The organism is Streptomyces sp. NPDC002619, from assembly GCF_042889305.1.
Taxonomy (GTDB): Bacteria; Actinomycetota; Actinomycetes; order Streptomycetales; family Streptomycetaceae; genus Streptomyces.
This window is the reverse complement of the sequence record NZ_JBIAQV010000093.1, coordinates 1-11,179: the sequence shown is the minus strand read 5'-3', so window position 1 is coordinate 11,179 and position 11,179 is coordinate 1. Positions and strand designations below refer to the sequence as shown.

Here is an 11,179-nt window from a genome sequence, read left to right as displayed (position 1 = left end):
TGGAGACGGTGTAAGACCTCAACGGAACACTCCGGGCGGGCAGTCGTCGGTGAAGCAGGAAACCCCAGCCCGCAAAGGCTAGGAATCCCCCTCGTTTACTTGGGGCAGGACGTCAACTGCGTGCTCTCCTCTTCGGATTCATCAAAGCCCGCCCAGGATGGTGAAGGCGCCCCACAAGCCCGGGTGAGCGAACTTCGGGTCCGCGAGGAGAGCGAGCTGGGCGTTGCGTACGGCCGTGCCCACCTGCGTTCCGGGGCGGGCGAGTTGGCCGTAGAGGATGGAGTTGAAGGCGAGGGCGGCGTCGTCACGTACGGGCCACAGCGGCGCGACGACGGTCTCGGCTCCGGCCGCGAGGAAGGACGCCGCCAGGCCCTCGCCCTCGCCGCCGAGGTTGCGGCGTTCGGCGGCGGCGCGGCAGCCGCTGAGGTTGACCAGTTGGGGGGCGGCGCTGGCGGTGGCGACTTCGAAGGCGAACAGCGGCCGGTCGGCGAGCAGGATGCGGGCCATGTTCGGATGTGCCGGGTCGAAGGCCGCGTGGCCGGCGAGGTGCAGTACATCGCAGGATTCGACGGCTTCCCGGACCGCGTGGGCGGTGGCCTCGTCGTCGTGAAGTGCGACGGCCGCGGGAAACGCCCGGCGGACTGCCTCGGCTTCGGTACGCAGCGTCGGCAGTTCGGGCAGCACTTCGTACCGCGGTTGCCGGACCGTGGCGACGCGGGCGCGCAGTGCGGCGCCCTGCGGAGCTGTCCGGCGGCGTCGTTCCCCTGCCGATCCGAGCAGTGCCAGCGACGGCAGGGTGCGGACCTGAACACTGGCCACCAGGGGTTTGTCGTGGAAGGGGGCGGCGTGGAACGGGAAGTCGGCGAGGGGACCTTGGGCCGTGACGAAGACGCGGGACGCCGTGGCGAGGAGGTCGGCCACGGGGGCCAGGAGTACTTTGCCGAGGTGGCGCACGGTCTGGGGGTCAGTGCGCCGTACACACTCGTCGTGGGCGAGCGCGACGAGCCGGCTGAGCCGGTCTGCGGGCAGCTCGGCTGTCCGATACAGCACCGTCCCGTCGGTGACCGCGAGGACGACGATCTCGTTCTGTGACGATTGCGCGTAGGCCAGGGCGAGTTCACCGTGCCCGGCCGCGAAAAGGACGGCCCGCGTCAGGTCCGCGACGGTCACAGGTTCCCGCACCTTGCCGCTGCGCGCGCCGTGCACCAGCGCGTCCCGCGTCTCCAGGAGGATGCGCGCGCGGTCGTCATGTGCCGTGAGGGCGCTGGCGTCGCCCGCCACTGCGGCACTCGTGGCCTTGCGCGCGAGGGTCCGGATCTCCTCATCGAGCGGCCGCACCCCTCCCGGCGCGGGCCCTTGAGGTCGTCGCGGACGGCGGGTGGCCATCGCGGCGAGCATGCCGACGACGAGATCGGCGCGGCCGATGGACAGGGCGGCCCCTATGGCCTCGCCGAAGAGTTTGGCGCTGTTCTCCAGATAGTGGGTGCGCCCCGGCAGGGTCGCCGTGTCCAGCGCGGCGAACCGGGTGTCGATGGCGCGGATGAACACATCGACCGCCTCGTTGTTCCGGTTCTGCCGCAGCCGGAGCTGTCCGGTGACGACGAGGCGATCGAACTGGTCCCCATCTCCCGCCTCTCGGCGCCAGTCGGCGAGTGCGGATTCCGCATCGTCGTCGAACCCCATGAGCATCAGGGCCCGTGCGCGACGGAGGTGCAGAGTATGGGTGATGTGGGCTTGTCCCATGGCCGGTCGACCGGTCGGCCCTGTCGGTGCGGTAAGGCTTCGGCCGATCCGCAGGCCGGCCTCGGCGTGCAGGAGCGACTGCTCGATCAGTCCGATCTCGCCCATGACTAGTGCTAGCCGGGCGTGCGCAGCACGCAGTCCGTGCTCATCGCCTGCCTCTTCGAGCAGCGCGCGGCCGCGTTCGTAGGCTGTCAGGGCGTCCGGCATGCGACGGCAGCGCTCCAGGGCCGTGCCTATAGCCAGGTAGGCGCGGCCCTCGTGGCGGCTCATGCCCCGGCCGCGGAACGCTTCGAGGGCGGAAAGGGTCAGGCGTAGATAGCGCTGGGGGTCGGCGTCGGCGCGCTGGGGATTACCACCGAGTGCGGCAAGCACCTGCGCCCCCAACGCTGGGTTCACTCCGTGCCGGGCGAGCGGTTCCACCGCCTCCCAAGCGGCCGTGAAGACCAGCTCGAAGGTCATCGTCGAGCCCGCCCCCACGTCTCGGACGAAGCTCAGCGGGACCAGAAGCTCCTCTTCCACGAGGAAGGGCAGGGTCAGCGCCCCCTCCCCGAGGTGCATCACCGCGAACTCGTCATTCCCGTCTTTCGCGTCGGCGAAGAACTCGGCGAACACGGAAGGGGTCTTCTGCGGACCGGAGTTCATGGCGCACCCCCGTACCCGTTGAGATGGTCGGCGGCCTCGTGGGCCAGCTTGGCTTGTTCGGTGGCGCCGTACACCTTCAGGATGGCCGAGAGTGCCAGCCACAGGTTCGCGTCGCCCTCCAGCCACATCACGTCAAAGAGCGCGAGTTCTCTCAGGGCGGCGAAGTCCCCGGCTTGAAAGGATGCCCGACGGGCGTCGCCTCGAGACGCCAACTCCGTCTCGTCCGGCATCGGTTCGTTCACCAGACGGGACAGGAGTTCCTTGTGCAGGCCCGTGGGGTCACCCGGCCAGCCATCCAGGGCCAAGAGTGCGGCCACGTGCTCACGGTGGCCCTGGGCGACCGCACGGCGGGCGAGATCGAGCACTCGCAACAGATGCTTGCCCGCCCCCGCTGGGACGGGTGCCCGGACGACGACGGAGAAGGCCAACTCGGGCCGTCCGAGAACTTCGTAGCAGTGTGCGAGCACCTGAGCGACGAGTCCCCTCAAAGGATCATGGGGGTTGACGAGCGCCGCCACCTGAGCGGTTTCGGCGACGAGTTGCTCGGGGGGCTCTCCGGTCAGCGTGCCGTAGACAGCGGCCATGACGGCCATGTGCCGCAGATGATCGCGCAGACCCTCCTCCTGGGTACGCCGGTCGACGGCGTCATTGCCTGCGGCGCCGAACTCTACGGCGCGTAACCAGCGCGCACACCGGTCCGCTTCCCGGCGAAACAGCGCCCGGGCCTGGTCGGGTGCGAGGCGGGCCGCCTGTGCGCGGACAGCGGCGGAGTCGAAGCTCGCGCTCTGATCCTGGGGCTCGAGGGGGCCGTTGGCGAGTGCCTCAGTGAGTTTCGCCTCGATGGCCAGTGACTCGATCTGGTGCGGATCCTCGGCTCGGATCGTGTAATCCCCCGGCTCGTCCCCCATAGGTGCAGGCTACTCGGTCACGTCTCTTCGGTCAGGTGGCTCGTTGTTCTGGGCCTGCCCAGCGGGAGGGATCTCACCGACGACGCGTGGGCGGGCAGTCATGTTCTCGATGGCCGGACCGGTGCCTCCGCAGCGACACGAAAGTCGCACTCACTTTCCCAAGCTGTCCACAGACGTCGGCCGGGAGATCGAGGCTAAGTGGCCGACGATGCTTCCCCGTTCTCCCCGCTCGGTGGGGCAAGGCCGTGCTCGTAGGCGAAGAGCACCGCGTGTACCCGGTCGCGCAGGGCGAGCTTGGTGAGTGCGTGGTTGACGTGCGTTTTTACGGTGGTCTCGGCGACGGACAGGGTGCGGGCGATCTGGGCGTTGGTACGGCCGCACACGAGCAGGTCGAAGACCTGCCGTTCGCGCACGGTGAGCCGATCCAGGCCGGCCGGGGGCCGGACGGGCCGGGGCAGTTGCTGGGTGAAGGTGCTCAGCAGGCGTTTGGTGACGGTGGGGGAGATCAGCGCGCCGCCGTCCGCCGCGGCGCGGACCCCGAGCAGCAGTTCCTCCGGCGGGGCGTGCTTGAGGAGGAAGCCGCTGGCCCCGGCGCGGAGTGCTTCATAGACGTATTCGTCCAGGTCGTAAGTGGTGAGCACGACCACGCGGGGCGGTGCCGGCTTGACGAGGATCCTGCGGGTGGCCTCCAGGCCGTCCAGCCGCGGCATCCTGATGTCCATCAGGACCACGTCCGGGGAGAGCTCACGGGTCAGCGCCAGGGCCTCTGCGCCGTCCTCGGCTTGGCCGACCACGGTGAAGTCGGGGCGGGTGCCCAGCAGGGTGGCCAGCGCGGCTCGGATCATGGCCTGGTCGTCGGCGAGCAGGATACGGACCGTCATCGGCCTACCTCGTCGGCTCGTTGGCATAGGGGAGGCAAGTGGACAACGCGAAGCCGCCGTCCGGTGTGGGAGCCGCATCCAGGCGGCCTCCGTAGAGGGCGACGCGCTCGCGGATGCCGAGCAGGCCCCGGTTGCCACCAGTCGCCACCGGCCGAGGGCTCAAGGGCGGCCCGTTGACCACTGTCAGCTCCAGATGGTCAGCGCGGTAGCCCAGGGTGATCCGGACGGGGGCGCTGGGGGCGTGCCGTGCGGCGTTGGTCAGTGCCTCCTGCGCGATCCGGTACACAGACAACTCCAGACCCGGCGTCAGCGATTCCGGTGCGGTGCCGTCCACCTCGAACGCAACCCTGGCCCCGGCCGCCCGGGTCCCGTTGATCAGGTCGTTGAGCGCGGCAAGCGTGGGTGCCGGGCGGCGGTCCGGTGCCGCTGTCCGGTCCTGGCGCAATGCGCCGAGCAAGTGGCTGAGTTCGGTCAGGGCCTCGCGGCCGAGCTGTTCAACTGCGGCCAGCACGCGGGTGGGGTCGGCCGGGGGCGCCAGACGGGCGGCTCCGGCCTGCACGGTGATGGCGGAGAGCTGATGGGCCAGCACGTCGTGCAGTTCGCGGGCGATCCGTGCGCGTTCGCCCAGGTGCGCGGCCTCGGTGGCAGCCGCGGCTGCCTGGCGCCGTGCAGTGGCGGCATCGCCCAGCAGGAATGCCGCTCCGAGCAGCGCCCAGGGCACACCGGTGTTCCGGTGGTAGTTGTCGAACACTCCGATGCCGAACGCAGCGGCCATCGACAGCGCGCCGAGCGTCTGCGGCACTCGCCGGTGGGTGCCGTGCGCCCCCACCCCGTACGCGGCGACCAGCACCGCGGCACCTGCTGCGGCTTGGTGCTGGACGAGCGCCCCGCGCAGCAGGTATGCCCCCGCCGTGACGCTCAGGACGGCCAGCGGGATCCGCCGCCGCCACAGGAACGGCACCGACTGGGCGAGGGCCACCACCAGGTAGCCGACGACCACCGGGGTACTCGCCCCGTGCCCTGGCGGCCGCCACCACCAAGGCACATCGGGCAGCGACCAGAGCACCAGCACGGCCGTCAGCGCCGTGTCGACTCCGCGAGACGAGATGCGCATGCTCTGACTGTATTGCCGGATTGCCTGGTTCAGCCGGGTCATCCGGTCACGTCGCTGCGGCGGAATACGGTGCTGGCGCCCCAGGCACAGGCGACGGTCAGTCCGGCAAGGGCGCCCGCCTCCAGCCTGGTCATCAGGTGGCTGGACTCCGCGCCGGTAGCGGCTATGAAGCGGGACCAGAAGTTGTCCGGCAGGGCCGTGATCGAGGCTCGGCCGACGCCGAAGCCCATCCAGTCCTGTACCCAGGTCGCCGGGGTCCACCTGCCCAGTCCCGGCAGGGAAGCGGTGGCCAGGACACCGACGAACACCCCGGCGCAGGTTCCGAGAGTCCCGATGGCGCTGCGTGTGAGGACCGAGCCCAGCACGCCCACCTCTGCAAACAGGGCGAGCACCAACAGGGCGCGCGCGAACTGCCCCGAGGAGTGCTGGAGGGCCGAGGCGAGGGACTGGTGTGCTGCCGGCAGGCCGTCCCAGTGGACGGCGAGCGGCCCGGCGACGGCCAGCGCCGCCCAGCCCGCAGCCATGACCCCGACCGAGGCCAGCCACAGACTCGCCGCCTTGGCGGCCAGGACTCGGCGCCGCCAACCGCACTGGGTGAGCAGGGACTTGATGGTGTGTCCTGACCATTCACCGCCCACGTGGCCGCCGGCCAGCAGGGAGACCACCAGCACGCCGGGCAGCGACGCCATGAGCCCGGCGGACTGGGCGCCTCCCCCGAGCGGGTTCAGCTGCTCGGCGGTGTGCACTGCGGCTGCGAACCGGGCGGGATGCGTCTCTGCATCCCTGGCCTTGGCCGTCCTCTGGGCTTCGGCGCAGGAGAGGTTCGCGGGCAGGTGCAGCGCGGAGCAGCTCGGCACCGGGGCGAGCTGGGCGTACTGCTTCGCGTTGCTCGCACCGCCCACCGCGAGGACCACGGCGAACAGGGCGAAGCCGAGGGTGGCGAACCAGAACAGCGGGCGGTTGAGCTTGCGGAGTTCAGCGTGCAGTAGGCGCATGGGAAGCCTCGGAGCTCTGGTGGTCGGCGGTGAGGTGCAGGAAGCGGGTCTCCAGCGTGCCGCGCTCCCGGGACACTTCGTGGGCCCACAATCCGGCTCGGCCGAGCACCTGGTTGACGGCGCGCGGTTCGGCGCCGTCGATGAGGAGTTGGCCGGGGCCTGTGGGGTGCGTCTGCCAGGCGGCCAGGAGCTGCTGGGCGCGCGCCAGGTCGGCGGGGTCCACGGTGACTCGTACCGTGGCGCGGTCTCCGGCGACCGCGGTCACCAGTCCCTCCTCGATCAGCCGCCCGGCGTGCAGCACTGCGACCCGGTCGCAGACCTGCTCGATCTCGGAGAGCAGGTGGCTGGAAAGGAAGACGGTGGTCCCGGCGTCCGCGAGTGTGCGCAGCAGGGCACGCATCTCCTGGATACCGGCCGGGTCCATGCCGTTGGTGGGTTCGTCGAGGATGAGCAGTGACGGGTCGCGCAGCAGCGCGGCGGCCAGGCCGAGCCGCTGCCGCATGCCCTGCGAGTACGTCATCACCCGGCGGTCGGCAGCGGCGGCGAGTCCGACCCGGTCCAGTGCGACCTCCACGGCGTCGGGGCGGCGGAGCGGCGGCCCGCTGAGGGCCAGGAACTGCAGGTTGCGGCGGCCGCTGGCCCAGGGGTGGAAGCCCGGCTCTTCTACCATCGAGCCGATCGCGCCCAGTCCGTCCGGGTCGGGCAGCGGGCGGCCGTGGATCCAGGCCCGCCCCAAGGTGGGGTGCACCAGGCCGAGCAGCATCCGCATGGTGGTGGTCTTACCGGACCCGTTGGGCCCCAGGAAGCCGAAGACCTGCGCGGGCCCGACGGTCAGGCTCAGATTGTCGACAGCGCGCGTCGAACCGTACTTCTTGGTTAGGCCCTCGCAGCGAATTGCGTTGTCCATGCCGTCGACGCTATGCAGCGCAGGCCACCGCGTCGTCAGCGCGTGGTCGAGATCGCCCTCGTCGATTCGACGAGGTGGTGCGCGACCGCTGCTTGCGGAAGAAGCGGACCGGTGGCTCGGGCGCAGCCTGCCCAAGCGGGGCAGGCCTGCTTTGCATCTGCGAGGCGCCTTGCCGTTCGTGCCTGGTGGAAGCGTCGTGACTCCCATCGTCGCAGGTCAGCGGGCACCTCCTCGCGCTTCATCTGCGCTGGCGCAACACCAACGCCCGCCACCCCGACATCCTGGCCGCCCAGCGCAGGGAACGCGCCCGCATCCGCAGCGAGAAGGGCATCCGGTGGGGCCGCCCCGCCACGCGAGCGGCGTGATCAATCCAGGTGCAACCCGTGAGCCCTGCCTCATAGCCTCGGCCCCATGACTGACCATGCCCTCGTCCCCGACGACTTCGTCGTCCCCGCGGACCTGATCACCCCGCAGTTCCGTTTGGAGCCTCTGGGGCCCCAGCACAACGCCGCCGACCACGCCGCCTGGACCAGCAGCATCGAGCACATCCGTGCGACCCCGGGCTTCCAGGACCGAGGATGGCCTCCTGCGGACGGGATGGCCCTGGAGGCGAACCTCGTCGACCTGCAGCGTCACGCGGACGACTTCGCTCAGCGCCGCGGATTCACCCACACCGTCATCGAGACCGCTAGTGGCGAGGTGATCGGTTGCGTCTATATCTATCCCTCCCGCAGCGACGACCACGACACCGACGTCCGCTCCTGGGTCCGCGCCGACAGAGCCGAGCTGGACGCGCCATTGAAGGCGGCCGTCACGACCTGGTTGTCTACGAACTGGCCCCTCGGAACTCTCAACTATCAGCCCCGCTGACAACCATGTGGTCCCGCAGCGACCAGCCACACCGACCCCTGCGGGACACCTGGCCTTCGAATGCCCCGACCGCGGTATGGAACGAACACACCTTCCCGGTCACAGCACTAGCGAGGGCCCTGACATGACACCGTCCCGCACCTGGCTGTCCCGGATGAACCGCGCCACCGCCCCAGGTGGGGTGATGTGGATCCGTTTCTACGTGGGGGCGGAACGCCGCCACTTCACCCGACGCGTCGGGGCGGGCGTGTCCTACCCCCATTTCTTGCGGTGATACGTAGCGTTTCGCACAGGCTGAAAGACCCCGAAGTCAGCGATCCTTTCTGATTTCGCCCCCCGCACTCAGGCAGCACGCGGGGCAGCGTCGGGCGATCGCACGTGCCGCCGGGTAGCGGCAACGCTGAGACGGTGCCCGGGGCCGTCCTCCCGGCTCAGATTGGTCGCAGGTCGCGCAGGTGCAGAAAGGACAGTCGGCACAGTGGCAGATAACGACGAAGGAAACCCGTCCGGTGCGGAGCAACGCGGGGCATCGAGTAGACGAGGCTTTCTTGCGGGGGCAACCCTCGGCGCCGCCCTGGCCTCTGCCGGCATTTACGAGCTCATCGATCAGATTGCTCCGCCACCCAAGCGACTTGCCGCCCCAACCGGCAAGCCGTTGCCGCCGGAACAATATGCCATCCCAAAGTCGCGGCTCATCATGGACAACGGCTCAGGCGTTGCCAGCAGCACTGGCACGATCCCAGTCCTGATCCCGCCAATGCACAACCATGTGATCACGGCGAAATTGAAGATCCCGGCGAACGTAAAATCCCTGCAAGAGGCACAGCACCACCTGGAATCCGTCATCAAGGGTCTGGAAATGCAATTCCCTCCACCACCCAGTGGCTTGGGCGTGGTGGTCTCCTGGGGGCTTCCGTACTTCCATCATTACATCCCCCGCCTTGGAAAGGCTTCGAGTTTTTTCAAGGCGGGGACGCGCTACCCGGAATATTTGCCGGTCGACCTGATCACGTCCAAACAGCGGGGCCACACCGTCTATGCGCTCCAGGATGCCAGGACGTTCCCCAGCGACCAGCCTCCTGCTGGCTTCGGAGCGGTTCGCCTGGAGCAAAACGATGTGGCCGTGCTGCTGCGAAGTGACTCCCTCGACAACATCATGGCGGGCACCAACGCCCTGTTCGGGACGGAACGCAACCAGGCAGGCAGTCTGTTCAAAGTGACCAGTATCCGCAGGGGCTTCACCGGTGGTGGACACACCGGAAAGCAGTCACTGGCAAGCAAACTGGCACTGGCCGCAAAAATCCCCGGCGCGAAGTCGATCCCCATCCATTCTCCGGTCTTCCTCGGCTTCACCACGACCATCAAATCCGCGGAGAGCTCCACTCCGGTCTCGAACCTGGAGACGCTGCCCGGCTGGACCGACCAGTGGCCCAACGGGTACTTCCGGTACGGAACCGTCATGCCGCTCTCGCACCTGTTCCAAGACCTGGCCGCCTGGTACGGGAGCGGAGGAGAGGGGCCGCGTGACTTTCCCACCTATGCCGACCGTGTCCAAGCGATGTACCGGCCCGGTCTCTCACTCTCGGCGGGAACGGTCACCGCGAGTCCTCCCGTCGAAACCGAGACCGACGTGGACCACGACGTCCAAAAATACCGGGCATACGGCCACAACGGGAGCATGCAGCCGACGAATCGTCTGCAGAAGGAGACGACCAGCAACTACGGCCACCGCTACCCGGCTACGACCCCCATCTCCAACCGTGGGGATTTCGCCACGCTCGACAACCCGTTCTACTACACCTCCGATCCCACCGGAGACCACTACAGCAGCCGTAAAGCCGCCGGGCTGCACTTCCTGATCTTCGTGCCGACGACTGAGACCTTCAATCGCGTGCGCCTCGCGATGGATGGCCACTATCCCGACGGCAAAACTGTCAGTGTCTCTCCGCGCTCGCCCGACGCAGGTTTGAATTCGGTCGTGTACACGACTCACCGACAGAACTACCTGATTCCACCGCGGGTCCATCGCTCCTTCCCGCTTGCCGAGTTTCTGGCCTGACAACGACCACCAGGCACAGACCAGGAGGGTCCGTCCGTAGGGCAGCCGGGGAGGATGTCGAGGCCGACCTGCCCTACGCCCGCACCGCGACGCCGGCGTTCACCACCGCGGGCAATGCGGCGGCCAGTCGCCCCGGCCCCTGGGCCGCCCGCGAACGGTCAGGAGTACCCCGCCGCCGGGCGCCCGCAGTATCGGCACCGATAACCGATAACCATGCAACGGGGGCCCTGACATGACACCGCCCCGCACCTGGCTGTCCCGGATGAGCCGCACCACCGCCCGGGTGCGGTGATGTGGATCCGCCTCTACGTGGGAGCGGTCTTCCTGTGCGAGGGCATCCTGAAGTTCCTGCGCCCCGTCGCGCTGGGGACCGGCCGGTTCGCCAAGGCCGGCGTGTTCCTCGCCTACGCCTCCAGCAAGGGAAGGGCGCTGATCGACCGTCGGCTCTACCTTCCCGAGCACTCCTGGTGCCAGGACGCCGTACCCGTGCCGGGGTCCCCAACCGGGTGGATTTCGCAACCAAGCCGGCCCTGGCCGGGCAGATGATCGCGGCGGCAGTGGATACCGGGATCAGCGCCTCCTGGGCGACCGGAGACGAGGCATATGGCCAAGACCCCATCCTGCGCGCCTTGTTGGAGTCCCGCCGGATCGACTACGTCTTGGCCGTCGCTTGTAGCACCCGAGTGCGGATCAACCACGGTCGAACCGCCGTTCGCGCGGACACCGTCGCCGACCAGCTGCCCGCTTCGGCCTGGCAGCGGCAAAGCGCCGGAGCCGGGGCGAAGGGACCCTGTTACTACGACTGGGCCTGGATCGAGATCGGTGCCGACGCCGATCGGCACTTGCTGATCCGTCGCAACCCGGGCACCAGGGAGCTGGCCTTCTACCTGTGTTGGTCCCCGCGGCGGGGGCCCTTGTCCGAGCTGGTGCGGGTGGCCGGGATCAGGTGGTGCATCGAGGAAGGCTTGTGCGCCACGAGGCGCTCTGCCGTATCCCCGGTTCAGCCGGGAGGAATTGGAGGGAGGTTCCTGGGTTCGATGGCTTACCTGATGCCGAAAGG

10 protein-coding genes and 1 pseudogene are annotated in these 11,179 nt (G+C 68.9%); 5 read left to right on the top strand and 6 right to left on the bottom strand.

The window, feature by feature from the left end; translation table 11 throughout:
- Positions 1-141: 141 nt before the first annotated feature.
- The 6 genes from ACFYXB_RS44495 to ACFYXB_RS44470 all read right to left on the bottom strand — a co-directional run bounded on the left by ACFYXB_RS44495 (position 142) and on the right by ACFYXB_RS44470 (position 7,190).
- Entirely contained in the window at positions 142-2,385 is a 2,244-nt protein-coding gene (locus ACFYXB_RS44495; RefSeq protein ID WP_389591118.1) for a CHAT domain-containing protein, read from the bottom strand.
- Complete coding sequence (locus ACFYXB_RS44490) at positions 2,382-3,293, bottom strand: hypothetical protein (protein ID WP_389591116.1); 912 nt, start codon at positions 3,291-3,293, stop codon at positions 2,382-2,384. The genes ACFYXB_RS44495 and ACFYXB_RS44490 overlap by 4 nt, the downstream gene beginning before the upstream one ends.
- 194 nt (positions 3,294-3,487) lie before the next feature.
- A complete protein-coding gene (locus tag ACFYXB_RS44485) occupies positions 3,488-4,174 on the bottom strand; it encodes a response regulator (RefSeq protein ID WP_389591115.1) in 687 nt (228 codons plus the stop codon).
- Positions 4,175-4,178: 4 nt separating this feature from the next.
- Complete coding sequence (locus ACFYXB_RS44480; RefSeq protein WP_389591113.1) at positions 4,179-5,288, bottom strand: sensor histidine kinase; 1,110 nt, start codon at positions 5,286-5,288, stop codon at positions 4,179-4,181.
- 38 nt (positions 5,289-5,326) lie between these two features.
- Positions 5,327-6,283: a hypothetical protein gene (locus ACFYXB_RS44475; RefSeq protein ID WP_389591111.1), complete on the bottom strand. Its 957-nt coding sequence runs from the start codon at positions 6,281-6,283 to the stop codon at positions 5,327-5,329.
- The gene (locus tag ACFYXB_RS44470; protein WP_389591109.1) at positions 6,264-7,190 is read right to left on the bottom strand and encodes an ABC transporter ATP-binding protein; all 927 of its coding nucleotides are present in this window, start codon (positions 7,188-7,190) and stop codon (positions 6,264-6,266) included. Before ACFYXB_RS44470 ends, ACFYXB_RS44475 begins: the two co-directional genes overlap by 20 nt.
- A 236-nt stretch (positions 7,191-7,426) precedes the next feature.
- Here ACFYXB_RS44470 and ACFYXB_RS44465 point away from each other — a divergent pair.
- The 5 genes and pseudogenes from ACFYXB_RS44465 to ACFYXB_RS44445 all read left to right on the top strand — a co-directional run.
- Positions 7,427-7,555, top strand: a pseudogene (locus ACFYXB_RS44465) (IS630 family transposase); the annotation flags it as partial.
- Positions 7,556-7,601: 46 nt separating this feature from the next.
- Complete coding sequence (locus tag ACFYXB_RS44460; protein WP_389591108.1) at positions 7,602-8,060, top strand: GNAT family N-acetyltransferase; 459 nt, start codon at positions 7,602-7,604, stop codon at positions 8,058-8,060.
- A gap of 478 nt (positions 8,061-8,538) precedes the next feature.
- The gene (locus ACFYXB_RS44455; RefSeq protein ID WP_389591106.1) at positions 8,539-10,119 is read left to right on the top strand and encodes a twin-arginine translocation signal domain-containing protein; all 1,581 of its coding nucleotides are present in this window, start codon (positions 8,539-8,541) and stop codon (positions 10,117-10,119) included.
- A gap of 291 nt (positions 10,120-10,410) precedes the next feature.
- Positions 10,411-10,665 carry a hypothetical protein gene (locus ACFYXB_RS44450; protein WP_389591104.1) on the top strand — a complete coding sequence of 85 codons (255 nt, stop codon included), beginning with the start codon at positions 10,411-10,413 and terminating at the stop codon, positions 10,663-10,665.
- Positions 10,626-11,179 (top strand): transposase (locus ACFYXB_RS44445; protein WP_389591102.1); only part of this gene is annotated, 554 nt, incomplete at its 3' end. The genes ACFYXB_RS44450 and ACFYXB_RS44445, both read left to right, overlap by 40 nt.

Coding starts and splice junctions, on each gene's coding strand:
- ACFYXB_RS44460 (WP_389591108.1), top strand. CDS start 7,602: ATGACTGACCATGCCCTCGTCCCCGACGACTTCGTCGTCCCCGCGGAC.
- ACFYXB_RS44495 (WP_389591118.1), bottom strand. CDS start 2,385: ATGAACTCCGGTCCGCAGAAGACCCCTTCCGTGTTCGCCGAGTTCTTC.
- ACFYXB_RS44480 (WP_389591113.1), bottom strand. CDS start 5,288: ATGCGCATCTCGTCTCGCGGAGTCGACACGGCGCTGACGGCCGTGCTG.
- ACFYXB_RS44490 (WP_389591116.1), bottom strand. CDS start 3,293: ATGGGGGACGAGCCGGGGGATTACACGATCCGAGCCGAGGATCCGCAC.
- ACFYXB_RS44475 (WP_389591111.1), bottom strand. CDS start 6,283: ATGCGCCTACTGCACGCTGAACTCCGCAAGCTCAACCGCCCGCTGTTC.
- ACFYXB_RS44450 (WP_389591104.1), top strand. CDS start 10,411: ATGTGGATCCGCCTCTACGTGGGAGCGGTCTTCCTGTGCGAGGGCATC.
- ACFYXB_RS44485 (WP_389591115.1), bottom strand. CDS start 4,174: ATGACGGTCCGTATCCTGCTCGCCGACGACCAGGCCATGATCCGAGCC.
- ACFYXB_RS44470 (WP_389591109.1), bottom strand. CDS start 7,190: ATGGACAACGCAATTCGCTGCGAGGGCCTAACCAAGAAGTACGGTTCG.